Origin of the sequence: Streptomyces sp. OZ13, from assembly GCF_052068155.1 — a bacterium.
In the GTDB taxonomy this organism is placed as follows: Bacteria; Actinomycetota; Actinomycetes; order Streptomycetales; family Streptomycetaceae; genus Streptomyces.
On the sequence record NZ_JBQHCZ010000006.1, the window covers coordinates 24,865 to 48,440 of the forward strand.

At 70.6% G+C, this 23,576-nt stretch carries 23 protein-coding genes; 14 read left to right on the top strand and 9 right to left on the bottom strand.

From position 1 onward, the window contains the following. Nucleotides 1–88: 88 nt before the first annotated feature. The gene (locus ACTMTU_RS16670) at nucleotides 89–1,885 is read right to left on the bottom strand and encodes an AMP-dependent synthetase/ligase (protein WP_441264261.1); all 1,797 of its coding nucleotides are present in this window, start codon (nucleotides 1,883–1,885) and stop codon (nucleotides 89–91) included. A gap of 290 nt (nucleotides 1,886–2,175) precedes the next feature. On the opposite strand from ACTMTU_RS16670, the gene ACTMTU_RS16675 reads away from it, so the two are divergent. The 6 genes from ACTMTU_RS16675 (at nucleotide 2,176) to ACTMTU_RS16700 (ending at nucleotide 7,113) form a co-directional block, all read left to right on the top strand. After that, nucleotides 2,176–2,943, top strand: coding sequence for a metallophosphoesterase family protein (locus ACTMTU_RS16675; protein WP_441264460.1), 768 nt, complete (start codon nucleotides 2,176–2,178; stop codon nucleotides 2,941–2,943). A 91-nt stretch (nucleotides 2,944–3,034) separates the two neighbouring features. Then, nucleotides 3,035–3,484: an SRPBCC family protein gene (locus ACTMTU_RS16680; RefSeq protein ID WP_441264262.1), complete on the top strand. Its 450-nt coding sequence runs from the start codon at nucleotides 3,035–3,037 to the stop codon at nucleotides 3,482–3,484. Next, nucleotides 3,484–4,743 carry an ArsA family ATPase gene (locus ACTMTU_RS16685; protein WP_441264263.1) on the top strand — a complete coding sequence of 420 codons (1,260 nt, stop codon included), beginning with the start codon at nucleotides 3,484–3,486 and terminating at the stop codon, nucleotides 4,741–4,743. Before ACTMTU_RS16680 ends, ACTMTU_RS16685 begins: the two co-directional genes overlap by 1 nt. A gap of 68 nt (nucleotides 4,744–4,811) precedes the next feature. Continuing rightward, nucleotides 4,812–5,255: a DUF5304 domain-containing protein gene (locus tag ACTMTU_RS16690; RefSeq protein WP_441264264.1), complete on the top strand. Its 444-nt coding sequence runs from the start codon at nucleotides 4,812–4,814 to the stop codon at nucleotides 5,253–5,255. A gap of 65 nt (nucleotides 5,256–5,320) precedes the next feature. Next, complete coding sequence (locus tag ACTMTU_RS16695) at nucleotides 5,321–6,262, top strand: ROK family glucokinase (protein WP_441264265.1); 942 nt, start codon at nucleotides 5,321–5,323, stop codon at nucleotides 6,260–6,262. A gap of 107 nt (nucleotides 6,263–6,369) precedes the next feature. Further along, nucleotides 6,370–7,113 carry an endonuclease/exonuclease/phosphatase family protein gene (locus ACTMTU_RS16700; RefSeq protein WP_441264266.1) on the top strand — a complete coding sequence of 248 codons (744 nt, stop codon included), beginning with the start codon at nucleotides 6,370–6,372 and terminating at the stop codon, nucleotides 7,111–7,113. Nucleotides 7,114–7,429: 316 nt separating this feature from the next. Here ACTMTU_RS16700 and ACTMTU_RS16705 read toward each other — a convergent pair whose 3' ends face one another. Continuing rightward, nucleotides 7,430–7,990 carry a hypothetical protein gene (locus ACTMTU_RS16705; protein WP_441264267.1) on the bottom strand — a complete coding sequence of 187 codons (561 nt, stop codon included), beginning with the start codon at nucleotides 7,988–7,990 and terminating at the stop codon, nucleotides 7,430–7,432. Further along, nucleotides 7,983–8,789 (bottom strand): alpha/beta hydrolase, encoded by an 807-nt coding sequence (locus ACTMTU_RS16710; RefSeq protein ID WP_441264268.1) that lies wholly within the window; start codon nucleotides 8,787–8,789, stop codon nucleotides 7,983–7,985. The genes ACTMTU_RS16705 and ACTMTU_RS16710 overlap by 8 nt, the downstream gene beginning before the upstream one ends. 188 nt (nucleotides 8,790–8,977) lie before the next feature. Here ACTMTU_RS16710 and ACTMTU_RS16715 point away from each other — a divergent pair, with 188 nt between their 5' ends. The 5 genes from ACTMTU_RS16715 to ACTMTU_RS16735 all read left to right on the top strand — a co-directional run bounded on the left by ACTMTU_RS16715 (nucleotide 8,978) and on the right by ACTMTU_RS16735 (nucleotide 13,923). Continuing rightward, nucleotides 8,978–9,739, top strand: coding sequence for a lysophospholipid acyltransferase family protein (locus tag ACTMTU_RS16715; RefSeq protein WP_005318614.1), 762 nt, complete (start codon nucleotides 8,978–8,980; stop codon nucleotides 9,737–9,739). Nucleotides 9,740–9,770: 31 nt separating this feature from the next. Next, nucleotides 9,771–10,979 (top strand): MacS family sensor histidine kinase, encoded by a 1,209-nt coding sequence (macS, locus tag ACTMTU_RS16720; protein ID WP_441264269.1) that lies wholly within the window; start codon nucleotides 9,771–9,773, stop codon nucleotides 10,977–10,979. Then, nucleotides 10,976–11,650, top strand: coding sequence for a response regulator (locus tag ACTMTU_RS16725; RefSeq protein ID WP_441264270.1), 675 nt, complete (start codon nucleotides 10,976–10,978; stop codon nucleotides 11,648–11,650). The genes macS and ACTMTU_RS16725 overlap by 4 nt, the downstream gene beginning before the upstream one ends. A 159-nt stretch (nucleotides 11,651–11,809) precedes the next feature. After that, nucleotides 11,810–12,838, top strand: a complete 1,029-nt coding sequence (locus tag ACTMTU_RS16730; RefSeq protein WP_441264271.1) for a 6-phosphofructokinase — start codon at nucleotides 11,810–11,812, stop codon at nucleotides 12,836–12,838. A 77-nt stretch (nucleotides 12,839–12,915) separates the two neighbouring features. Continuing rightward, on the top strand, nucleotides 12,916–13,923 hold the full coding sequence (locus tag ACTMTU_RS16735; RefSeq protein WP_441264272.1) for a 2-hydroxyacid dehydrogenase: 1,008 nt from the start codon (nucleotides 12,916–12,918) through the stop codon (nucleotides 13,921–13,923). 12 nt (nucleotides 13,924–13,935) lie between these two features. Here ACTMTU_RS16735 and ACTMTU_RS16740 read toward each other — a convergent pair whose 3' ends face one another. From ACTMTU_RS16740 to ACTMTU_RS16750, 3 genes are all read right to left on the bottom strand, one after another. Continuing rightward, the gene (locus ACTMTU_RS16740; protein WP_441264273.1) at nucleotides 13,936–15,801 is read right to left on the bottom strand and encodes an anthranilate synthase family protein; all 1,866 of its coding nucleotides are present in this window, start codon (nucleotides 15,799–15,801) and stop codon (nucleotides 13,936–13,938) included. A 96-nt stretch (nucleotides 15,802–15,897) separates the two neighbouring features. Next, on the bottom strand, nucleotides 15,898–15,960 hold the full coding sequence (locus ACTMTU_RS16745; protein WP_159695253.1) for a trp operon leader peptide: 63 nt from the start codon (nucleotides 15,958–15,960) through the stop codon (nucleotides 15,898–15,900). Nucleotides 15,961–16,055: 95 nt separating this feature from the next. Further along, nucleotides 16,056–18,842 carry an N-acetylmuramoyl-L-alanine amidase gene (locus ACTMTU_RS16750; protein WP_441264274.1) on the bottom strand — a complete coding sequence of 929 codons (2,787 nt, stop codon included), beginning with the start codon at nucleotides 18,840–18,842 and terminating at the stop codon, nucleotides 16,056–16,058. Nucleotides 18,843–19,008: 166 nt separating this feature from the next. Between ACTMTU_RS16750 and ACTMTU_RS16755 the strand changes: the two genes are divergently transcribed. Continuing rightward, entirely contained in the window at nucleotides 19,009–20,355 is a 1,347-nt protein-coding gene (locus tag ACTMTU_RS16755; protein WP_078535526.1) for a class II 3-deoxy-7-phosphoheptulonate synthase, read from the top strand. A 145-nt stretch (nucleotides 20,356–20,500) separates the two neighbouring features. Next, on the top strand, nucleotides 20,501–20,767 hold the full coding sequence (locus ACTMTU_RS16760) for a (2Fe-2S)-binding protein (RefSeq protein WP_441264275.1): 267 nt from the start codon (nucleotides 20,501–20,503) through the stop codon (nucleotides 20,765–20,767). 63 nt (nucleotides 20,768–20,830) lie between these two features. On the opposite strand, the gene bfr is transcribed toward ACTMTU_RS16760, so the two are convergent. After that, a complete protein-coding gene (gene bfr / locus ACTMTU_RS16765; protein ID WP_189475531.1) occupies nucleotides 20,831–21,310 on the bottom strand; it encodes a bacterioferritin in 480 nt (159 codons plus the stop codon). Nucleotides 21,311–21,464: 154 nt separating this feature from the next. Between bfr and ACTMTU_RS16770 the strand changes: the two genes are divergently transcribed. After that, the gene (locus tag ACTMTU_RS16770; RefSeq protein WP_307705922.1) at nucleotides 21,465–22,097 is read left to right on the top strand and encodes a sulfite oxidase-like oxidoreductase; all 633 of its coding nucleotides are present in this window, start codon (nucleotides 21,465–21,467) and stop codon (nucleotides 22,095–22,097) included. A gap of 32 nt (nucleotides 22,098–22,129) precedes the next feature. Here the strand turns inward: ACTMTU_RS16770 and ACTMTU_RS16775 are convergent, their stop codons facing one another. Both ACTMTU_RS16775 and ACTMTU_RS16780 read right to left on the bottom strand, forming a co-directional pair. After that, entirely contained in the window at nucleotides 22,130–22,648 is a 519-nt protein-coding gene (locus ACTMTU_RS16775) for a DUF4396 domain-containing protein (RefSeq protein ID WP_441264276.1), read from the bottom strand. 79 nt (nucleotides 22,649–22,727) lie between these two features. Continuing rightward, nucleotides 22,728–23,576: a deoxyribonuclease IV gene (locus ACTMTU_RS16780; RefSeq protein WP_441264277.1), complete on the bottom strand. Its 849-nt coding sequence runs from the start codon at nucleotides 23,574–23,576 to the stop codon at nucleotides 22,728–22,730.

Sequence of the window (23,576 nt, forward strand, 5' to 3'; positions counted from 1 at the left end):
GTCCTGAAACGCCGGACGGGCCGACTTTGTCGGCCCGTCCGGCGTTCGAGGCGCGGGGTTGCGGGGGCGGAGCCCCCGCAACCGGCCGTCAGGCGCGGTAGATCGATTCGATCTCGTCCGCGAAGTCCTTCGCCACCACGTTCCGCTTCAGCTTCAGCGACGGCGTGATGTGCCCCGCCTCCTCGGTGAACTGCGTCGGCAGGATGCGGAACTTGCGTACCGACTCCGCCTTGGAGACCGCCGCGTTGCCGTCGTCGACGGCCTTCTGGATCTCCGCCCGCAGGTCCTCGTCGTCGCGGAGGGACGCCGCCGTCGAGCCGGCCGGCTTGCCGTGTTCCGCGGACCAGCGGCCGAGGAACTCCTCATCGATGGTGACGAGCGCGCCGACGAACGGGCGGCCGTCGCCGACGACCATGCACTCGGCCACGAGGGCGTGCCCGCGGATGCGGTCCTCGATCACCGCGGGGGCGACGTTCTTGCCGCCGGCGGTGACCAGGATCTCCTTCTTGCGGCCCGTGATCGCGAGGTAGCCGTCCTCGTCGAGGGTGCCGATGTCGCCCGTGTGGAACCAGCCGTCGGCCAGTGCCTCGGCCGTCGCGGTCTCGTTGTTCCAGTAGCCGGAGAAGATGTGCTCGCCGTGCAGCAGCACCTCCCCGTCGTCCGCGATCCGCACCACGGAGCCGGGCAGCGGCTGGCCGACCGTGCCGATCTTCTGGCGGTCCCACGGGTTGAACGCGGTCGCCGCGCACGACTCGGTGAGGCCGTAGCCCTCCAGCACGGTGAAGCCGATGCCGCGGAAGAAGTGGCCGAGCCGCTCGCCCAGCGGCGCGCCGCCGGAGACCGCGTACTCGCCGCGGCCGCCGAGGACGGCGCGGAGCTTGCTGAAGACGAGCTTGTCGAAGACCTTGTGCTTGAGCTTCAGGCCGACCGGCACGCCGCCGGACCCGCCCAGCGCGCGGCTGTAGGCGATGGCCGTGTTCGCGGCCTTGTCGAAGATCTTGCCCTTGCCGTCCGCCTGGGCCTTGGCCCGCGCGGAGTTGTAGACCTTCTCGAAGACGCGGGGCACACCGAGGATCAGCGTCGGCCGGAAGGAGGCCAGTTCGTCGGTGAGGTTCTTGATGTCCGGGACGCAGCCGAGCCTGATCGGCGCCATCACGGCCGCGATCTCGACCATGCGGCCGAAGACGTGCGCGGCGGGGAGGAACAGCAGCACGGAGCTCTCGCCCGTACGGAACAGCGGCTTCAGGCGCTCGACCAGGTTGCCGCACTCCGCGAAGAATGCGCGGTGGGTGAGCACGCAGCCCTTGGGGCGTCCGGTGGTGCCGGAGGTGTAGACGATGGTCGCCGGGTCGTCGGCCTTGGCGGAGGCGCTGCGCTCGTCGACGGTCGCCTCGGAGATCTCCGCGCCGGCGGCGGTCAGTTCGTCGACCGCGCCCTTCTCGATCTGCCAGACGTTCCGCAGGGCCGGCAGCGACTCGCGCACGGACTCCACGGCGGCGGCGTGCGCGTCACCCTCGACGATCACGGCCGCGGCGCCGGAGTCACCGAGGATCCACTGCACCTGCTCCGCCGAACTGGTCTCGTATACCGGCACGGTGACCGCGCCGGCGCTCCAGATCGCGAAGTCCAGCTGGACCCACTCGTAGCGGGTGCGGGACATCAGGCCGACCCGGTCGCCGGGCCGGATGCCGGCGGCGATCAGGCCTTTGGCGGCGGCCCGCACCTCGGCGAGGAACTGTGTCGCGGTGACGTCCGTCCATCTGCCGCCGACCTTGCGGCCCATCACCGCCACATCCGGGTGCTGCGCGGCATTGCGGCGGATGAGATCCGTCAGGTTGCCGTCCGTGGGGACCTCGTACAGGGCCGGAAGGCTGAACTCGCGCAAGACTGCTGCTCCTCATCGGGCGCCGGCGCCACGGCTCTGTGTGATGCACCGGCTGCGGTCCAAGATCGGGCAGGTGCTCGGTGGGGGTGAGCACGACTGGACTGCCCGGACGTTACCCACGAGTACACGGTTCCCGATAGGGGTTCCCGGCCAATGTTCTGTGCGTCACACATCGATGGCTGGACTTCGCGCAGAGTATTCCACTCTGCGTGCCGGACCCAAGTAACCGCAGGTAGGCCCCCTCTACCCAGCGGCTCCCGACGGGTTCTAGGGTGACCGCCATGCGAGGCATGCGAGTCAACGTGGTCAGTGATGTGCACGGCAATGCAAGAGATCTCGCCATTGCGGGCGACGGTGCCGACGCCCTGATTTGCCTCGGTGACCTGGTGCTTTTCCTGGACTACGCCGACCACTCGCGCGGCATCTTCCCCGAACTGTTCGGCGTGGAGAACGCCGACCTGATCGTGGAACTGCGCACCGCCCGGCGCTTCGAGGAGGCACGGGACCTCGGCCGCAGGCTCTGGGCGGAGCTCGGCGTCGACAGGGAGACCGCCATCGAGGCGGCCGTACGGCGCCAGTACGCCGAGCTGTTCGCCGCCTTTCCCACCCCGACGTACGCCACCTACGGCAACGTCGACATCCCGGCCCTGTGGCACGAGTACGCCCGCCCCGGCACGACCGTCCTCGACGGCGAGCGGGTCGAGATCGGCGGCCGGGTCTTCGGCTTCGTCGGCGGCGGACTGCGCACCCCGATGCGCACGCCGTACGAGATCTCCGACGAGGAGTACGCCGCCAAGGTGGAGGCGATCGGCGAGGTCGACGTGCTCTGCTCGCACATCCCGCCCGACGTTCCCGAGCTGACGTACGACACCGTCGCCCGCCGCTTCGAACGCGGCAGCCGCGCCCTGCTGGACGCCCTCCGGCGCACCCGGCCCCGTTACGCGCTCTTCGGCCATGTGCATCAGCCGCTCGTCCGCCGCATGCGGGTGGGCGCGACCGAGTGCGTCAACGTCGGTCACTTCGCGGCCGGCGGCCGTCCCTGGTCCCTGTCATGGTGAGCCGGGGCACGCACCGGAGAGCCGTGCGGTCGCGATAGCCTGCACCCCACACACCTGCCCGGTCCGTACCGCACTGTGAGGAGCCGCAGAGATGGCGGAACACACCAGCTCGAGCATCACGATCGATGCGGCACCGGCCGAGGTCATGGGTGTCATCGCCGACTTCACCCGCTACCCGGAGTGGACCGGCGAGGTGAAGGAGGCGGAGGTGCTCGCCACCGACACCGAGGGGCGGGCCGAGCAGGTCCGCCTGGTGCTGGACGCCGGCGCGATCAAGGACGACCACACCCTCGCCTACACGTGGCACGGGGCCGACGAGGTCAGCTGGACCCTGGTGAAGTCCCAGATGCTGCGCGCGATCGACGGCTCCTACCGGCTCTCGCCGGTCGGCGGCGGCGACCGTACCGAGGTCACGTACCAGCTCACCGTCGACGTCAAGATCCCCATGCTCGGCATGATCAAGCGCAAGGCGGAGAAGGTCATCATCGACCGCGCCCTCGCCGGTCTGAAGAAGCGCGTCGAGAGCGGCGCCGGCGCCTGATGCGCAAGGTCCTCGTCACCGGCCTCGGCGGCGCGGGCCGCACCACCGTCGCCGCCGCCACGGCGCTCGCCGAGGCCGCACGCGGCAGGCGGGCGCTGTTCCTGTCCGCCGGCCCGGGCGACGTGCTCGGCGCAGAGCTCACGGCCCGCCCAGAAGATCCGGTGCGCGTCCGCGACGGCCTTTGGGCCGCTCGTATCGACGCCGGCTCCGACTTCCGCGCCGAGTTCCTCGACCTCCAGGAGCGTGCCTCCGCCGCGCTGGACCTGCTGGGCGCGGCCAGGCTCGAGGACGAGGAACTGACCCGGCTGCCCGGCAGCGAGCAGTTCGCGCTGCTGCGTGCGCTCGCCGTCGCCTCGCGCGGCGGCTGGGACGTGGTCGTCGTCGACATGCCGCCGCTGCACGAGACGATCGCGCTGCTCGCGCTGCCGGAGGAACTGCGCCGCTACCTGCGCCGTCTCCTCCCGCAGGAACGCCAGGCCGCCCGCGCGCTGCGCCCCGTGCTCGCCCAGCTCGCGGGAGTGCCGATGCCCGCCCAGTGGCTGTACGGGACCGCCGAACGCTGGGACACCGAACTGGCGGGCGTGCAGGCACTGATCGAGTCGGTGAACACCACCCTGCGGGTCGTCGCGGAACCGGGCCCCCGGGCCGCCGCGGCGCTGCTCGAGGCCCGCGCCGGACTCGCCCTCCACGGGCTCGCCGTGGACGCCCTCGTACCGAACCGGAACCTGCCGAGGGAATCGGCGGACCCGTGGCTCGCCCCCCTCGTCGCCCAGCAGGAGAAGTGCCTCCACGAGTGGTACGGCGCCCGGCTGCCCGGCGCCGCCATATGCGAGGTCCCCCACCTCGGCCGCGACCCGCAGGGCCTCGAGGACCTCGCCCTGCTCGACACCCGCGCCGTCCGCACCGCCGCCGGCGGGGACGGACACCGGGGCGAGGGGCTCGCCGTCGACGGCGACCCGGGCCGGGAAGGCCCCCGAGGAGGCGTCGGCCGGGTCGGCCGGTCCGAGCCTTCCGCGACCGGCCCCGGCGACCAGGACGCCCTCTACGTGTGGGAACTGGAGCTGCCCGGCATCGTCAAGGAGCGGCTCTCCCTCGTCCGCCGTGGGGATGAACTCCTGATCGGGGCGGGGCCGTTCCGCAGGATCCTCCCGCTGCCCTCGGCGCTGCGCCGCTGCACCGTCGCCGGCGCGGGTCTCGCGGACGGCATGCTCACGGTCCGCTTCACGCCGGACCCCGGACTGTGGCCGCGGACACGCTGAACGCCGTACCACCGTTCGGGTACCGTCGAGAGCAGACAACCCCTCGAAACGGCCCCCAGGAGTACGTCATGAGCGAAGCGACCGAGCGCCCCGACGCCGACGCCTGGGCCACCGCCTGCGAGGAGGACCTCCAGCAGGAGCGGGCCCGGCGCCGGGCGGAGTACGGGCAGCAGCCCGGTTCCGCGGCGGAAGAACTGCGCAAGCTCTTCGACGTCGTGGCGGAGAAGGTCACCTCCTTCCAGTCGTCCCTGCCCGGCATGGCCGCGCAGAGCGCCGTCCAGCAGTTCGTGACCCAGGCGAAGGCCGCCGTCGAGCCGGTCATCGAACGAAACCCGCAGGTCTTCGACCATCTCGCGGCCGCCGGCGGCGAACTGCTCGCCGCCTACCGGTCCGCCGTCGAGGGCCAGGAACGCCGCTGGACGCAGCGCCCCGCAGGCTCCGGGAGCGCCAAGGACACCGACGACCCCCGTGACGAAGGCCCCGGCGGCAGTGAGCACATCGACCTGGACTGACCAGGGCGTGCCCGCCCTCGGGTACGGTTGGCCTTAGCGGGGCTCGACCGAATACTGAGGGACACATGGGACTCACCATCGGCGTCGACATCGGCGGCACGAAGATCGCGGCGGGCGTGGTCGACGAAGAGGGCACCATTCTCGAGACGCACACCGTGCCCACCCCGTCGACTCCCGAAGGCATCGTCGACGCGATCTGTGCTGCCGTCGCAGGAGCCGGCCAGGGCCACGAGATCGAGGCCGTCGGTATCGGAGCCGCCGGTTACGTCGACGACAAGCGCGCCACGGTCCTCTTCGCGCCGAACATCGACTGGCGCCACGAGCCGCTCAAGGACAAGGTCGAACAGCGCGTCGGCCTTCCCGTCGTGGTCGAGAACGACGCCAACGCCGCCGCATGGGGCGAATACCGCTTCGGCGCCGGCCAGGGCCACGAGGACGTCATCTGCATCACGCTCGGCACCGGCCTCGGCGGCGGCATCATCATCGGCAACAAGCTGCGCCGCGGACGGTTCGGCGTCGCCGCCGAATTCGGGCACATCCGGGTCGTGCCCGACGGCCTCCTCTGCGGCTGCGGCAGCCAGGGCTGCTGGGAGCAGTACGCCTCCGGCCGGGCTCTCGTCCGCTACGCCAAGCAGCGCGCCAACGCCACGCCGGAGAACGCGACGATCCTGCTCGGCCTCGGCGACGGCACCGCCGCGGGCATCCAGGGCAAGCACATCAGCGAGGCCGCACGGCAGGGCTGCCCCGTCGCCGTCGACTCCTTCCGTGAGCTGGCGCGCTGGGCGGGAGCCGGTCTCGCCGACCTGGCCTCCCTCTTCGACCCGTCGGCGTTCATCGTCGGCGGCGGAGTCTCCGACGAGGGCGACCTCGTGCTCGACCCCATCCGCAAGTCCTTCCGCCGCTGGCTGATCGGCGGCCAGTGGCGCCCGCACGCCCAGGTGCTCGCCGCGCAACTGGGCGGCAAGGCGGGGCTCGTGGGCGCGGCGGACCTGGCCCGCCAGGGCTGACCCGCGGTACCCGTCTCCGGCAGGTGCCCGCCGCGCCCGCCGAAGGGCGCGGCCTTGTGGGCCGCGTCCTTCGGGAAGCGCGGCGGGCACCGTCGTATGTTGCTCCCATGGCGATCACCGAACTGCCCAAGTCCCGCACCGAGCCGGACGGTTCGGCCGTGGTCCGGGTCCTCGGCTACAACATCCGTTCCATGCGGGACGACGAGGAGGCGCTGGCCCGGGTGATCCGGGCCTGCGAACCCGACCTGGTGTTCGTCCAGGAGGCCCCGCGCTTCTTCCGCTGGCGCAAGCACGCGGCGCGGCTCGCCGCGAAGACCGACCTGGTGATGCTCTCCGGCGGTGCGACGGCGGCGGGCCCGATGTTGCTGTGCTCGCTGCGGGCCACGGTGGAACGCACCGAGGACGTCCTGCTGCCGCGCACCCCCGGCCTCCACCGGCGCGGCTTCGCCACGGCCGTCGTCCGCTTCGCGGGCGCGCGGGTGGGCCTGATCAGCTGCCATCTGAGCCTCGCGGCCGACGAGCGCCTCGCCCAGGCGGGCCTGCTGCTGGAGCGGCTGAAGGCGATGGATGTGCCGCACGCGATCGTCGCGGGCGACATCAACGAACGGCCCGGGGGCCGGGCCTTCGGCCGGCTGGCGGGGGAGCTCCAGGACTGCTGGGCGGTGGCTCCGTGGGGCGGTGAGTTCACGTCCACCGCGGCCGGGCCGCACCAGCGGATCGACGCGGTCTTCGCGACGGAGGGGGTGGAGGTGCTGGGGTGCGGTGTGCCGGATCTCCCCACCGCGGACCTGCGGGCGGCGTCCGACCACCTCCCGGTCCTGGCGGCCCTCCGCGTCCCCGCGACGGGCTGACGCCCGCGGTTTCCCCACCCCGCCCCTTCCCGCTGTATCGATGTGCGGCTCCGCCGCGTGGGGGCTCCGCCCGGGCCCGTACCACGCTCCGCGCGGTGCCCTCAAACTCCCCCTACGGCCTGGCGGCCGTGGGAGGGGCCCCAGGCGGGCTGGATTTCGCTCCGCGAATCAGCCTCGCCGGCGATTGAGGCGCGGGGGTCCGGGGGCAGAGCCCCCGAAACACCGCGCGCAGCGCGGTGACGGGTCCGGGCGCAGCCCGGTTTCGGGGAAGGGGCGGGGTGGGGAAAACGCCCCGCGCAGCGGCCGCGCGGTGTCGTCAGACCACCGCGCCCCGCCCCGGATCGTCGTTCTCGTCGTCGTCGTGCGACATCCGCGCGACCAGCGTCGCGAAGCCGCCCAGGAAGCCGCCGACGCACAGCGTCGTCAGCCACCACGTCATGTCCCACCGCAGGACCACCGCGATCAGCATCAGCACCGGTCCGCCGATCACCGCCAGCCACGCGAACTTCGACGTCGCGTCGGCCTCCGGCAGCGGCGGGGGCTCGGGCGGGACGAAGTGGCCCTCGTCGCTGTCGTCGAAGTCGCCGTCGGACGGCTCCGCGACCTGGTAGTCGCGCGGTCCGCCGACGCCCGGTGCGAAGGTGACCGAGCTGCCGAGCGCCGGCTTGTCGTCGTCGGCCCGGCCCGCGGGCTCGGGCCCGGGATCAGGCGAGTCGTTCATGTCGCTCTCCAGGAGCGCCAGGTCCTCCACCGACTTGAACGGCTTCGCGCCCGGCGGGTCGGCGGGCTCCTCGCCGTATCCGGCGACGATGGCCGCCCAGGCCGCGTCCTCGTCGATCGGCTGCGGCTCACGGTCCGCGTCGTGCTGGTCAGCCACCGGTTGTGCTCCCTCCCAAGGCTTCCGGCGCGGGAGACCCCGTGGTCCCCGCGCTCGGAGCGAGCCGGCCGATGAACGCGTAACTCTCCTCGAAGATCCGCTCCGCATCGTGGTCCAACGTCGCGACGTGGTAGCTCTGTTCCAGCAGGATCTCCGTGACGTCCGTGGAGGAGACACGGCTGAGGATCCGGGCCGAGTCGGCGGCCGGCACCACATGGTCCTCGGGGCTGTGCAGCAGCAGCATCGGCTGCGTGACCTGCGGAAGCTCCCCGTCGACGATACGGAAGAACTGCCGCACCGAATGCGCGGCGTGCAGCGGCACCCGGTCGTAGCCCAGCTCCTCCACGCCCTGCTTGGCGATGTCGCTGGTCAGGCCCTTCGTGGACGGCACCAGATGACGCACCACGGGCAGCAGCGACGCCATCGCGCCGTGGACCTTGTTCGCCGGGTTGACGACGACGACGCCCCGGACCGCGTCGCCGTGCTTGGCGGCGAGCCTCAGCGTCAGGGCACCGCCCATGGAGAGGCCGAAGACGAACACGTGCCGACAGCGCTCGAGCAGCGAGCGCAGTTCCCTGTCCACCTCCGCATACCAGTCCTGCCAGCCGGTGACCTGCATGTCCTGCCAGCGTGTGCCGTGACCGGGCAGCAGCGGCAGGGACACCGTGAGGCCCCGCTCCGCCAGATACTCGGCCCAGGGCCGCAGGGACTGCGGGGAGCCGGTGAATCCGTGACAGAGAAGGACGCCGATCTCGCCGCCGTCGTGGCGGTAGGGCTCGGCTCCAGGAAGGACCGGCACCGGGGTCTCCTGTTCGTGAGGTACGCGGGCGTACGGAAGGGTCGAGGGTGTACTTCACGGTACGCGACCGGACCGACACCGACCAGGGCCGTTCCGGCACCGGAGCACGGCGGCGGCGGACCCGGCGCGGCGGACGGGGGCCGACCCTCGGGTTAAGGTCTGTTCGAAAGCAACAGGAGGCATTCGAGTTGATCTACGGCGCCATGAAGTTCTCCATCGGGGGTTCGCTGAAGCTTGCGTTCAGGCCCTGGGTGGAGGGCCTGGAGAACGTTCCGGCCGAGGGCCCCGCGATCCTCGCCAGCAACCATCTGTCGTTCTCCGACTCGTTCTTCCTCCCCGCGGTGCTCGACCGCAAGGTCACCTTCATCGCCAAGGCGGAGTACTTCACCTCGCCGGGCGTGAAGGGCAGGCTGACGGCCGCCTTCTTCAAGGGCGTCGGCCAGCTGCCGGTGGACCGTTCGGGTGCCCGCGGAGCGGGCGAGGCCGCGATCAAGGCCGGCATCGACGTGATCGAGTCCGGCGGCCTGTTCGGCATCTACCCGGAGGGCACCCGCTCCCCGGACGGCCGCCTCTACCGCGGCAAGCCGGGCGGCCTCGCCCGGGTGGCGCTGGCCACCGGCGCGCCGGTGATCCCCGTCGCGATGATCGACACCGAGAAGATCCAGCCGCCCGGCAAGGTGGTCCCGAAGCTGATGCGCCCGGGTATCCGGATCGGGAAGCCGCTGGACTTCAGCCGCTACCACGGCATGGAGGGCGACCGCTTCATCCTGCGTTCGGTGACCGACGAGGTCATGTACGAGATCATGAAGCTGTCCGGCCAGGAGTACGTCGACATCTACGCGACGGCCGCGAAGCGCCAGATCGCCGACGCGGAGAAGGCGGAGAAGGCGGCCCGGGCCGAGGCGGAGAAGGCCGAGAAGGCCAAGAAGGCGCAGCGGCCCGCCGCCTGAGCGGCGCGGCACGGCTACGGGGGTGGGGGAGATGGCCAAGCGCGAGCGTGTCGTGCGGATGTCGGTCGAGCTGCCGCTGTGGCGTGCCCTGACCGCCTACCGCGTGCTGACCATGGTCTACGCGGTGCTGCTCTTCGTCTTCACCCGGCAGAACTTCGAGCGCCCGCTGGTGGCGGCCGGTTTCCTCGCGGTGCTGGCCGTCTGGACCCTGGCCACCCTCCCCAAGGTCGCGAACGCGGCGCGCTGCACCAGGGGCTTCCTGGCCGCGGACCTGACCATCGCCCTGACCGGCATACTCCTCACCCCGCTCGCCGACCTGCACGCCCAGACGCATGACGGCCCCACCCTGCCCTCGATCTGGACGGCGGGCTCCGTCCTCGCCTTCGCCATCAAGGGCGGCTGGCGGTGGGCCGGTTTCGCCTCGTCGTTCGTCGCCGTCGCCAACATCGTCGAGCGGGGCGAGCCCAGCCGGGACACCTTCCACAACGTCCTGCTGGTGTGGGTGGCCTCCATAGCGATCGGCTACGTCGTCGAGGTGGCCCGCGCCTCCGAGCGCACCCTCGCCCGGGCGCTGGAGATCGAGGCGGCGACCCGTGAGCGGGAGCGGCTGGCGCGTGACATCCACGACAGCGTTCTCCAGGTGCTGGCGATGGTGCAGCGGCGGGGCACGGCGCTGGGCGGCGAGGCGGCGGAGCTGGGCAGGATGGCGGGCGAGCAGGAGGTCGCGCTGCGCAGCCTGGTCGCCGGGGGTCTGGTCCCGGCGTCCCGGGTGTCGGAGGACGAGTCCGAGGGCGCGGTCGTACGGATCGTGGAGGTACCGGACGACGACGGGCCCGCGCGGCCGTGCGACCTGCGGACGCTGCTCGCCCCGCACGCCGGTGCGAAGGTGACGCTGTCGGAGCCGGGCGCCCCCGTCCTCATGGACGCTCCGGCGGCCCGTGAGCTGGCGGCGGCGGTCGGGGCCGCACTGGACAATGTGAACAGGCACGCGGGCCCGGACGCCCAGGCATGGATCCTGGTCGAGGACTGGCCCGACGAGGTGATCGTGACGGTCAGGGACGACGGCCCGGGCATCGCGGAGGGCCGGCTCGCGCAGGCGGAGGGGGAGGGTCGGCTCGGAGTCGCCCAGTCCATCCGCGGGCGGCTGCGGGACCTCGGCGGTACGGCCGAGCTGCTGTCGGTCCCCGGCCAGGGCACGGAAGTAGAGCTCAGGATCCCACGGGGGAAGGCAGCGAAATGACGGATCAGCGGACGCTCAAGGTGATGGTGGTCGACGACCACCCGATGTGGCGGGACGCGGTGGCGCGCGACCTCACCGAGGCCGGGTTCGACGTGGTCGCCACGGCGGGCGACGGTGCGCAGGCCGTGCGCCGGGCGAAGGCCGCCGCGCCCGACGTTCTCGTGCTCGACCTCAATCTGCCCGAGATGCCGGGCGTGCAGGTGTGCAAGGAGCTGGTCGGGGCGCTGCCCGGCCTGCGTGTCCTGGTGCTGTCGGCCAGCGGCGAGCACGCGGACGTCCTGGAGGCGGTGAAGTCCGGTGCCACCGGCTATCTGCTGAAGTCGGCGAGCACGGAGGAGCTGACGGACGCGGTGCGCCGCACCGCTGTGGGCGATCCCGTCTTCACACCGGGTCTCGCGGGCCTGGTGCTCGGCGAGTACCGCCGGCTCGCCTCGGAGCCCGGTCCGCCGGCCGGCGCGGACGAGCCGAAGGCCCCGCAGCTGACGGACCGGGAGACCGAGGTACTGCGGCTGGTCGCCAAGGGGTTGTCGTACAAGCAGATCGCGGAGCGGCTGGTCATCTCCCACCGCACCGTCCAGAACCATGTGCAGAACACCCTGGGCAAGCTTCAGTTGCACAACCGCGTCGAGCTGGTGCGGTACGCGATCGAGCGCGGCCTGGACGACGTCTGACCACACGGCCGGCCGGTTCGAGTTGTACCCGTACGAGTGAATGGCGGACGGTCAACGACCGCGCCACGCAAAGGAATCGACCATTCGCCCCATCCCTGAGTGACCTGCGTCACCATTAGCGTGACGGTCACAGGGCTCATCTGGCGAAGGGAAGTTTCCATGCGCGTCGGAGTACTGACCGGGGGCGGCGACTGCCCCGGCCTCAACGCGGTCATCCGCGGCCTCGTCCGCAAGGGTGTGCAGGAGTACGGCTACGAGTTCGTCGGCTACCGCGACGGCTGGCGCGGACCGCTGGAGGGCGACACCGTTCCGCTCGACATCCCGGCCGTCCGCGGCATCCTCCCCCGCGGCGGCACGATCCTCGGCTCTTCCCGTACCAATCCGCTGAAGGAAGCGAACGGCATCCGCCGGATCAAGGAGAACCTCGCCAAGCAGGAGGTGGACGCCCTCGTCGCCATCGGCGGCGAGGACACCCTCGGCGTCGCGGCGCGGCTCTGCGACGAGTACGGCATCAGCTGTGTCGGCGTACCCAAGACCATCGACAACGACCTGTCCGCCACCGACTACACCTTCGGCTTCGACACGGCGGTCGGCATCGCCACCGAGGCGATCGACCGGCTGCACACAACCGCCGAATCCCATATGCGTGTGCTCGTCGTCGAGGTGATGGGGCGTCACGCGGGCTGGATCGCCCTCCACTCCGGTCTGGCGGGCGGCGCCAACGTCATCCTCATCCCCGAGCAGCGTTTCGACGTCGACCAGGTCTGCGCCTGGGTCACCTCCCGCTTCAAGGCCAGTTACGCGCCGATCGTGGTGATCGCCGAGGGCGCGATGCCCAAGGACGGCGAGGCAGTCCTCAAGGACGGCACGCTCGACTCGTTCGGCCATGTCCGCCTCTCCGGCGTCGGCGAGTGGCTGGCCAAGGAGATCGAGAGCCGTACGGGCAAGGAGGCCCGCACCACGGTCCTCGGGCACGTCCAGCGCGGCGGCACCCCGAGCGCCTTCGACCGCTGGCTCGCCACCCGCTTCGGACTGCACGCCGTCGACGCCGTGCGCGACGGGGACTTCGGCAAGATGGTCGCACTCCAGGGCACCGACATCGTGCGGGTGCCGATCGCGGAGGCGACCGCAAAGCTCAAGACGGTCGACCCGAAGCTCTACGAGGAGGTCGGCGTCTTCTTCGGCTGACGTGGCGGTGGGCCGTATATTCGCGAATACGGATATTCGCGCGTATCCGGCCCATAGCTCGTGAATCGGGAGAGAACGTGGAAATCCTCGCCTATGGTGTCCAGGCCGACGAGAAGCCGCTCATCGAGAAGGCCTTCGCGGATCTCCACGAGGGCGTCCGGTGCCTGGACCTGTTCCTCGACGCGGACACCGCCGCCATCGCCGCCGGTCACGAGGTCATCTCCACCAGCGTCAACGCCCAGTTGGACGCAGGGGTGCTGCGGACCCTCGCCGACGGGGGCACGAGGATGATCGCTCAGCGTTCCACCGGCTTCAACAACATCGACCTCGATGTGGCGGGGCAGCTCGGGCTCACCGTCGCCAGGGTGTCGTACTACTCGCCGTACTCCGTCGCCGAGTTCGCCTGGACACTGGCCATGGCGGTCAACCGGCGTATCGTCCGCGCCGCCAACCGCACCCGCGACTTCGACTTCCGCCTCGACGGCCTGATGGGCCGGGACATGTGCGGCCGCACCGCCGGCGTGATCGGCACCGGCAAGATCGGAGAGGCGTTCACCCGGATCGCCCACGGCTTCGGCATGCGGCTGCTCGGCCTCGACGTCGCGCCCAACCCCGTCTGCGTCGACCTGGGCATGGAGTACGTGGACAAGGACGAACTGCTCGCCGCCGCGGACCTGGTCACCCTCCACGTACCGCTGCTGCCCGCCACCCGGCATCTGATCGGCGCCCAGGAACTGCGCGCGATGAAGGACGACGCGATCCTGGTGAACTCCAGCCGCGGCGGCCTGATCGACAGCGAAGCCCTCGTCGGCGAACTGCGCAAGGGCCGCTTCTCGGGAGTGGGCCTCGACGTGTACGAGGCGGAGGCGGGGCTGTTCTTCCTCGACCGGTCCATGGAGGCGGTCGACGACGACACCCTCGCCCGGCTGATGACGTTCCCCAACGTCCTGGTCACCTCCCACCAGGCGTACTACACCGCGGACGCGGTCGCCCAGATCGTGGACACCACCGCGTCGAACATCAGGGACCACCTCGAGGGCCGGCGCAGCGAGAACGTGCTCGTCCCCGCCGCGCCCGCCCCCTGAGCGCCGTGTCCCTCAGCCGACCAGCACGCCCGCCAGCAGTGACGCCGTCATTGCCGCGCCGTTCATGGTCAGCACCGACTCCGGATGGAACTGCACGGACGCGAAGCCGCCGCCGCGCAGCGCGTGCACGTCTCCCGTCGCCTCGTCCCGGCTCAGCTCGATCCGGTGCATGGCGAGCTCGGCCGCGGTGACCTCGTCGCAGCGCGCGGTGAAGCTGTTGTAGAAGCCGACCGTCTCGGGACGGCCGAAGAAGTCGATCCGCTCCTGCGCCCCCTGGTACGGCTCGTCCTTGCGGACGATCTCCAGCCCCAGCTCCACGGCCAGCACCTCATGGCCGAGGCACACGCCCAGCAGACCGTGGCGGTGCCCCTTCAGCAGGTCGGCGGCGAGGGCCCGCAGGAAGCGCATCTTCGGATCGGACGCGTCGGCCGGATCGCCGGGGCCCGGCCCCAGCACCACGGGCCCCGGGTGGGTGAGGGCACGCTCCCGCAGGCCGGGCGCGTCGTAGCGCACCACGGTCACCGCCAGCCCGGTCGAGCGCAGCAGATGCGCCAGCATGGCGGTGAAGGTGTCCTCCCCGTCGACGACGAGGGCGTGCCCGGAGAGTCTCGCGGACTGCTCCTGCATCCGGAGCCAGAACGGGGCCAGGTCGGCCCGGCGGGAGTCCAGCGCCGCCCGCACGCGCGGATCGTCCGCCAGCCGCGGCGCCGGGCCCCCGGCCCCGGACCGCGCCGGCCGCACTCCCAGCGCGGCGAGCACCCCCGCCGCCTTGGCGTGTGTCTCCGCGACCTCGCCGGCCGGGTCGGAGTGCCGCACGAGCGTCGCCCCGACCGGCACCCGCAAGGTGCCCGTGGCGTCGATGTCGGCGGTACGGATCAGGATGGGCGAGTCGAGCGTCTGCGTGCCGGAGGCGTCCTCGCCGATCAGCGCCAGCGCGCCCGCGTAGTAGCCGCGGCCGCCCACCTCGTGGCGGGAGATGACCCGGCAGGCGTTCTGCAGGGGCGACCCCGTGACCGTGGCGGCGAACATCGTCTCCTTCAGCACCTCGCGCACGTCGAGGGACGAGCGTCCCCGCAACTCGTACTCGGTGTGCGCGAGATGAGCCATCTCCTTCAGCCGGGGCCCCACCACCACCCCACCCATGTCGCCGACCGTGCACATCATCTTCAGCTCCTCGTCGACCACCATGGAGAGCTCCTCGCGCTCCTTGCGGTCGTCCAGGAAGGTGAGCAGCGCCTCGGCGGTCGGCCCCCCGGGCGGATACCGGAAGGTCCCGCTGATCGGGTTCATCACGACCGTGCCGCCGGTCATCCGCACATGCACCTCGGGGCTCGCCCCGACCAGCGTGCGGTTGCCGGTGTGGACCACGAAGGTCCAGTACGCGCCGCGTTCGCCGGTCAGCAGGCGCCGGAACAGGGCGAGCGCGTCGGCCCGGCCGAAGCCGTCGATCCGACCGGTGAAGGTGCGCCGGATCACGAAGTTGGCGCCTTCGCCCTGCCCGATCTCTTCCTCGACGACCCGCCGCACGATGTCCGCGTACTCCTCGTCGCCGACGTCGAACGTGCCCGCCTCGACGCGCACCTCGTGCCGGGGCAGCTCCTCCAGGACCTGCCCGAGGGCGAGTTCATGGCTCTCGCGGGCGACCAGGACCGCGAGGGGCGTGCCGTCGTCGGTCACGTCGAAGCCGCGTTCCGCGATCTGGCGGAAGGGCACGAGCGCCAGGGAGGGCTGCCCGCCCACCGGGATGTCGGCCAGACGGGCGGCCTCGTGGACGTCGCCGATCAGCACCTCGACGGTGCCGTGGTCGCGGCCCGGCGTACGGCGGTGCAGCAGGGCGAACGGGGGGCAGTCGTCGTCGAGCAGTCGTCCGATGAGCATGCGGGGTGTTCCTTCCAAGAGGGGAGGAACGGCCGCTGTCGGGAAAACAGTGAAGGCCGCCCCTCGGGCGGCCTTCGCGATCGGTGCTGCGCGCGATCAGGAAGCAGTGGGCCGCCGGAGTGCGGTCCACCACCAGTTCTGGATCTGCTGCGCGAACATGACGCCGACGATAACGCATCCGCCCGCGGTGCCGGGGCCTGTCCCACGATGAGGACGGGCCGCGGCGCCGCGGGCGGAGTGCTGGTTCGGTGCGATCAGATCAGCGTGTTGTAGATCTGCCAGCCGGGACCGATGGACGTACGGGGCGCGAACGGCGCGGTGGCGCTGCCCGTGCCCTTGTAGAACCACAGCGCGCCGGAGGGCTCGCGGGCGACCATGTCCGCGGTGCCGTCGCGGTCGAGGTCGCCGGTGGTGACGAGGGTGTTGAACATGTTCCAGCCGGCGCCGACCTTGACACGCGGGGCGTACGGCGCGGTGGCGCTGCCCGTGCCCTTGTAGAACCACAGCACGCCGGAGCCGTCACGGCCCACCAGGTCGGCCTTGCCGTCCGCGTCCAGGTCGCCCGGGCCGAGGATGGTGTTGTAGATCTGCCATCCGAAGCCGACCTTCACCCGGGGGGCGAACGGCGTGCCGGGGATGCCGGTGCCGCGGTAGAACCAGATGACGCCGGAGCTCTCCCGGCCGATGGCGTCGCCCTTGCCGTCGCCGTCCATGTCACCGGTGCTGAAGACCATGTTGTACATGTTCCAGCCCGCGCCCACCTTCAGACGGGGCTTGAACGGCTGGTCCTTGTTGCCGCTCGCCACGTAGTGCCACAGCACGCCGGAGCCGTCACGGGCCACCATGTCGCCCACCTGAGCGTCCGCACGCAGCGGACCCAGGTCGGTGATCAGGTTGTAGCCCTGCCAGCCGGCGCCGATGCGGTAGCGGCTGTAGAACGGCGTTGTCGCGGTGCCGGTGCCCTGGTACTGGTACAGCGAGCCGCCGGCGTCACGCGCGAGCACGTTGAACCGGGTGGTGCCGGCGTCCGGCGCGGTGGGGGTGGCCTCCACGACGTCGTCCGCCTTCACCCAGGTGATCTTGTGGTGGAAGCGGATCGGCACGTAGAGCGTGTCGCCGATGACGTTCTTCTGCGCGGAGCCGAACCAGTCGTCGCCCTTCACCGCGGGTCCGGCCTTCGCATAGGCCTGGCCGGAGGCGAAGGTGAACTTCGTCAGGTGGGCGTTCTCGTCACCGGGTGCCTCGAGGCCCGCGGCGGTGTAGGCGGCGGTCTCCGGGAAGGAACGCCCGTAGACCTTGGCCGAGGTCGCACCGGCCTTCACCTTGACGCTCGTGGCATTGGCCACCGGGACGGTGTACTGGCCGCCCGGGTTGTAGAACCAGGCCTTCTTGCCCGCGTACCAGATCGCCGTCCAGTTGGTCCTGGCCTCGGCGACGACGTAGCTGCCACCGGCACGGACCTTGTTCCCGTAGTTCGAGCCCTCGGACCAGAGGGAGGTGAAATACGGGTCGGTCAGCGTCGACGCGCTCGTCGAGGGCGACGTGTAGAGGTAGCCGAAGTTGGACGGGCGGGCGGTGACGGCGTTGCCACCGACGGTGAGCTTCGGCTGGTTCGCCGTGGTGAACGGGGGAACGACACGGACCACCTGGCCGGCCGCGAGCGGACCGCCCGCGCCCTGGTCGCCCTGCGGGGCGCCCATCAGGCCCATGTAGTGGTTCCAGTCCCAGTACGGGCCCGCGTCCCAGTGGAGATTGGCCATGCCGGCGTCCGTCTGGAGCGCCACCTCGTCATGGCCGATGATGTGCTCCCGGTCCAGCGGCACGTTGTACTTCGTGGCCAGGAACTTCACCAGGTCGGCGGATGACTGGTACTGGGACTCGGTGTACCACTTGCCTTCCTTGATCGCGTAGCCCTCGTGCTCCACGCCGATCGAATGCATGTTGTGGGTCCAGTTGCCCGCGTGCCACGCCAGGTGCTTGTTCTCGATCATCTGGGTGACCAGACCGTCCGAGGCGCGGATCAGATAGTGCGCGCTGCCCGGGACGTCCGGGTTCGTGAGCGCCGCGAGCGAGCCGTCGTAGCCGCCCTCGGTGTCGTGGATGACGATCTGGCGGATGTCCACGCCCTGGTTCGGGCGGTCGGCCAGCGTGTAGTTGCGCTTGCCAGTGCTCGACGTGCGCGACGGCACGAAGTTGCAGTACAGGCCGGTGGGGCACTCGGGCGTCGGCACCGCCGTGGTGGAGGCGTAGCTCGCCGCCAGCGGGACGTTCGCGGGCTTGACCGGCCGGACCGACGGGTCGGCCGGCAGGGAGACCTGCTCGCCGTCCAGGGTGAGCTCCCGCTCACCCGTCTTGATCGACTCGAAGACCCGCTTGGCGAAGAGGTCGGCGCCCTTCTTCTCCGGCGACTGGCTGTAGCGCGCCACGGCCGGGTACCAGGCGCCAGGGTTGTCGGACAGCTCCGCACCGGCCTCCTTCTGGTACTCCGCGAGCAGAGCCGCGCCGGCCCGGATGGACTCGGAGGTGTCGCTCTGGACCGCCTCGGGGGAGCTGTCGACCAGCTCGGCGGCCTTGTCCACGGTGTGGAGCCGGGGATCGTCGGTGTCGACGGTCGCCTCGGCCAGAATCCGACGGACCTTGGCGGGATCGAAGGACTTCTCGATCTCCCGCTTGCCGCTGCCGTTGAAGTGGGCGATGGCCTCCTCGCCGGCCTCCTCGGTCTCGATGTCCTCCGGGTCGACGTCCGTCAGGCCCATCACGTTGTACGCGCCGGTGACGCTCGGCTCACCGTCGTGCGACTCCCAGCGCGTCTGCCGGTACGAGACCGCCATCAGCACGCTCTGGGGTACGTCGAACTCGCGCGCCGCCTCCGCGAACTGGCTCTGGAGCGACTCGTTCCGGCTGCCCTCGTCGCTGCCGAGACCGACGAGGTCGGGCGATGCCACCGCGACCGTCCCGATCGTGGCAGTGGCGACGACTGCTGCCGCCACTCCGTAGAAGAGCCGTTTCTTCGTGCGATCTCTGCGGTGCCCCTGGCTCACGCCCACCCCTGGTCCGTCTTGTGTTGTGATCCGTTTCGAAAACGTGCCGCAGGGTAACACCACTCGATCGGGTGAACGTTCTCGAGGGACATTTCGGGCGGGCGTCTCAGTCGCTGGGCACCGGGCCGGACAGGTGGCGGGAAGCCGTAGGGTTGTGCCTGTGACCGTGAACGCTAAGACCACCGCTACCGGTGGCAACACCTGGCGAAACCTGCCCGCGGCGCAGCAGCCCGAGTACCCCGATGCCGAGGCTCTGCGCGATGTGATCGCGGACCTCGAGTCGTATCCGCCGCTCGTTTTCGCGGGCGAGTGCGACCAGCTGCGCGCCCGGATGGGAGCCGTCGCCAAGGGCGAGGCGTTCCTGCTCCAGGGCGGCGACTGCGCCGAGGCCTTCGACGCCGTCTCCGCCGACCACATCCGGAACAAGCTGAAGACCCTGCTCCAGATGGGCGCGGTCCTCACCTACGCCGCGTCCGTGCCCGTGGTGAAGGTCGGCCGTATCGCCGGCCAGTACTCGAAGCCGCGCTCCAAGCCGACGGAGACCCGCGACGGCGTGACCCTGCCGACCTACCGCGGCGACTCCGTCAACGGCTTCGACTTCACCGAAGAGGCCCGCATCCCGGACCCCGAGCGCCTCAAGCGGATGTACAACGCCTCCGCCTCGACGCTCAACCTCGTGCGCGCCTTCACCACCGGCGGTTACGCGGACCTGCGCCAGGTGCACGCCTGGAACCAGGACTTCGTGAAGTCGTCCCCCTCCGGCCAGCGCTACGAGCAGCTCGCCCGGGAGATCGACAACGCGCTGAACTTCATGAAGGCCTGCGGCACCGACCCGGCCGAGTTCCGCACGGTCGAGTTCTTCTCGTCCCACGAGGCCCTGCTGCTGGACTACGAGTCGGCCCTGACCCGGACCGACTCCCGCACCGGCCGGCTGTACAACACCTCGGGCCACATGGTCTGGATCGGTGAGCGCACCCGCCAGCTGGACGGGGCGCACATCGAGTTCGCCTCCAGGATCCGCAACCCGATCGGCATCAAGCTGGGGCCGACGACGACGGTGGACGAGGCGCTGACCTACATCGACCGTCTCGACCCCGACCGCGAGCCCGGCCGGCTGACCTTCATCGTCCGTATGGGCGCCGACAAGGTCCGCGACAAGCTCCCCGAGCTGGTCGAGAAGGTCACCGCCTCCGGCGCGACCGTGGCCTGGGTGACCGACCCGATGCACGGCAACACCTTCGAGGCGGCGTCCGGCCACAAGACCCGGCGCTTCGACGACGTGCTCGACGAGGTCAAGGGCTTCTTCGAGGTCCACAAGGCGCTCGGCACGCACCCCGGCGGCATCCACGTCGAGCTCACCGGTGACGACGTCACCGAGTGCGTGGGCGGCGGCGACGAGATCTTCGTCGACGACCTGCACCAGCGCTACGAGACGGCCTGCGACCCCCGGCTGAACCGCAGCCAGTCCCTGGACCTGGCGTTCCTCGTCGCGGAGATGTACCGCGACCAGTAGCCGAGGAGATGTGCCGGTGGGGCGTGGATCGATGTGATCCACGCCCCACCGGCATATTCGGGGCTTTTACCCGCCGGAGGCTGCGGGTAAGGTTAGGTTAGCCTCACCGATCAGCGGGACGGCGACAACCAATCGATCCCGGGAGGTGAACGGCGTGTACGTCTGCTCGTGCTTCGGCATCACGGAGAAGCAGGTCAAGGAGCATGCGGATGCCGGTGCCTGCACCCCCCGGCAGATCGCGTCCGTCTCCAAGGCCGGCACCGACTGCGGTTCCTGCGTGCGGCGCATACAGGGGATCCTGGGCCGTGGCACCTGCCCCCGCCGCGAGCTGCTGGAGCAGGGCGACGGAGCTTCCGTCCTGGCCGCGGAGCCGGAAGCCGGCACCGCGCCCGCGCTCGGCGAAGCCGCGTAGCGTTCGGCGAACCCGCCCCCGCCCGGCCCCGTCCTGCGTCCGTCGCCGGCCCGCGTTCGTCGCCTAGGATTCCGGCTGCTCGATCAGCTGGGCGATGTACAGCGCCTCACCGAGCTTGTCGACCAGGTCCAGCTGGGTGTCGAGGTAGTCGATGTGGTGCTCCTCGTCAGCGAGGATCGACTCGAAGATGTTCGCCGAGGTGACGTCCCCCTTCGCGCGCATGACGTCGATACCGCGCTTGAGGCGGTCGATCGCCTCCACCTCGACCTGCCGGTCCGCCTGGAACATCTCGGTGACCGTCTGCCCGACGCGCACATGGAACAGCCGCTGGTAGTTCGGCAGGCCGTCGAGGAAGAGGATCCTGTCGGTGAGCACCTCCGCGTGCTTCATCTCGTCGAAGGACTCGGCACGGGTGTATTTGGCGAGCTTCGTCCAGCCGAAGTTCTCCTGCATCTTCGCGTGCAGGAAGTACTGGTTGATCGCGGTCAGCTCGGCAGTCAGCTGCTCGTTGAGGAACTCGAGGACCTCGGGGTCGCCCTGCATCGCAGAGGCTCCTTCCGCGCGTATGTCTGGGCAGGTTCGCGCATCCTCGCACCGCGGCACGGGAGCGTCCAGTAAGTGCACGCTTAGTAGGAGTTGCCCGAATCGGCCCAGACCTGGTCATGACCACCCCTCCCGGTCTGTCACCATTGAAGGCATGGGTCAGCCGGAGAGCCGGGAATACCGCGCACCAGAGGAGTCCGAGCTTCCGCCGGGGCAGCGACTCCAGCGAGGCTGGCCCGTCACCCACTACGGACCTGTACCCAAGTTCAAGCCGGACCGCTGGGAATTCAGGGTCTTCGGCGCCACCGCCGACGGTGAGAAGCACTGCTGGAACCACGAGGAGTTCTCGGCGCTGCCCTACTCGAGCGTGGTCGGCGATCTGCACTGCGTGACGAAGTTCAGCATGCTGGGGGCCGAATGGGGCGGCGTGCCCGCCCGTACGATCGTGGAACTCGCCCCGCCGGCGCCCTCCGTCAGCCATGTGATGGTCTGGGCGGAGTACGGCTTCAGCGCCAATCTCCGCCTCTCCGACTTCGTCGCGGAACGCACGATCTTCGCCACCCACAAGGACGGCGAGCTGCTGACGGCGGAGCACGGCTTCCCGCTCCGTCTGGTGGTCCCGCATCTGTACGCCTGGAAGGGGCCCAAGTGGGTCCGGGGCGTGGAGTACATGACGGCCGACCGCCGTGGCTTCTGGGAGGAGCGGGGCTATCACAACCTCGGCGATCCCTGGCGGGAGCAGCGGTACTCCTATCAGGAGGAACCGGGGGACGGCCCGGAGCTCTGAGCCCCGGGCCGTGAGGTCCGCCGTGCGGGATGTCAGTGGTACTGGTGGACCACCGCGTGCCCCTTGCCGCGGCCGATCATCCACTTGTTGACCGGAGTGGTGACCACGAACGCGACGAGGAACGCGAAGGCGAGCGCGCCCCAGAAGAGGAAGTCGGCCAGGTGGGCGTCCATCGCGCCCGGGACGAGGAGCAGTACGCCGTTGTCGACGATCTCCATGACCGTGATGGAGATGGTGTCCGCGGCGAGGGCCACGCCGATCGCCGCCTTCAGGGTCAGGCCGGCCCGCAGGACCGCCCACAGCGTCAGCGAGTAGCCGAAGAAGAAGGCCAGCGCGATGGCGAGGATCATCGTCGGGGCGTTGCCCCAGCCCAGCGCGGTACCGATGATCATGCCGAGCACCTCACCGATGGCACAGCCGGTGAGGCAGTGCAGGGTGGCCTTGGCCGCCATGCCCCAGCTCGCCTTCCCCGGGCCCTGTGCGTGGCCGTGGTGGGCGTGGTGCCCGTGCTCCGAGTGGTCCGAGTGGTTCACGTGCGTCTCGTGCCGCATGGCGTGCCCCCAACGTGCGGTAGCGGTTCCTGTCGTCAGGTAGGAACCGTATACCCCCTAGGGGTATTCCCGCAGGGTCTCAGCGAAGTTTTTTCAGCCGGGCCACGTCCGCGGCATGTCCCTCCTTGCCGCCGGGCGTCTCGATGATCAGGGGCACGCCCTCGGTGGCGGGATGCGACATCAGCGCGCGGAACGGTTCTTCGCCGATGTGGCCCGAGCCGATGTTCTCGTGACGGTCCTTGTGTGCCCCGGCGACGTCCTTCGAGTCATTCGCGTGGATCAGCTTCAGCCGCCCCTCGCCCACCGTCTCCACCAGCAGATCCAGCGTCCGCGCCATCCCGTCGGGAGCCGCCAGGTCGTGCCCGGCCGCGAAGATGTGGCAGGTGTCCAGGCAGACGCCCAGCTTCGGATGCGCGTCGAGTGCCTCGAAGTAGGGACCGAAGTCCCAGGTGCGGGAACAGAGCGAGGAGCCCTGGCCGGCCGTCGACTCCAGAAGCAGAAACGGATCGTCGTCATGCGTCAGCTCGTCCAGGAGCGGCAGCATCCGCTCCCGTACCTGGGCCAGCGCCACCTCACGGGTGCGGCCTCCCGTCGCCGAACCGGTGTGCACCACCACGCCCCGGGCGCCGATCTCCCGGGCCCGGCGCAGCGAGTGCCTCAAGGAGAGGACCGACTGCTCGACGGTGGCTCCGGTGTGGGAGCCGAAATTGATCAGATAGGGGGCATGCACCCAGGCCGAGATGCCCTCGGCCGCGCATTCGACCCGGAACTTCTCGTCCTGGGCCGGATTCCCCTTCGGCGTCGCCCAGCCCCGGGGATTGGCCACGAAGACCTGCACGGTCTCCGCCTCCAGCTCCCTCGCGTAGACGAGCCCGGTCGTGGCGAGGCCGCCGGCCACGGGAACGTGGCCGCCGACAGGGTTGCGCAT

Coding starts and splice junctions, on each gene's coding strand:
- ACTMTU_RS16700 (WP_441264266.1), top strand. CDS start 6,370: ATGGCGATCACCGAACTGCCCAAGTCCCGCACCGAGCCGGACGGTTCG.
- ACTMTU_RS16675 (WP_441264460.1), top strand. CDS start 2,176: ATGCGAGTCAACGTGGTCAGTGATGTGCACGGCAATGCAAGAGATCTC.
- ACTMTU_RS16725 (WP_441264270.1), top strand. CDS start 10,976: ATGACGGATCAGCGGACGCTCAAGGTGATGGTGGTCGACGACCACCCG.
- bfr (WP_189475531.1), bottom strand. CDS start 21,310: ATGCAGGGCGACCCCGAGGTCCTCGAGTTCCTCAACGAGCAGCTGACT.
- ACTMTU_RS16730 (WP_441264271.1), top strand. CDS start 11,810: ATGCGCGTCGGAGTACTGACCGGGGGCGGCGACTGCCCCGGCCTCAAC.
- ACTMTU_RS16770 (WP_307705922.1), top strand. CDS start 21,465: ATGGGTCAGCCGGAGAGCCGGGAATACCGCGCACCAGAGGAGTCCGAG.
- ACTMTU_RS16780 (WP_441264277.1), bottom strand. CDS start 23,576: ATGCGCAACCCTGTCGGCGGCCACGTTCCCGTGGCCGGCGGCCTCGCC.
- ACTMTU_RS16680 (WP_441264262.1), top strand. CDS start 3,035: ATGGCGGAACACACCAGCTCGAGCATCACGATCGATGCGGCACCGGCC.
- macS (WP_441264269.1), top strand. CDS start 9,771: ATGGCCAAGCGCGAGCGTGTCGTGCGGATGTCGGTCGAGCTGCCGCTG.
- ACTMTU_RS16740 (WP_441264273.1), bottom strand. CDS start 15,801: ATGCTCATCGGACGACTGCTCGACGACGACTGCCCCCCGTTCGCCCTG.
- ACTMTU_RS16695 (WP_441264265.1), top strand. CDS start 5,321: ATGGGACTCACCATCGGCGTCGACATCGGCGGCACGAAGATCGCGGCG.
- ACTMTU_RS16690 (WP_441264264.1), top strand. CDS start 4,812: ATGAGCGAAGCGACCGAGCGCCCCGACGCCGACGCCTGGGCCACCGCC.
- ACTMTU_RS16685 (WP_441264263.1), top strand. CDS start 3,484: ATGCGCAAGGTCCTCGTCACCGGCCTCGGCGGCGCGGGCCGCACCACC.
- ACTMTU_RS16775 (WP_441264276.1), bottom strand. CDS start 22,648: ATGCGGCACGAGACGCACGTGAACCACTCGGACCACTCGGAGCACGGG.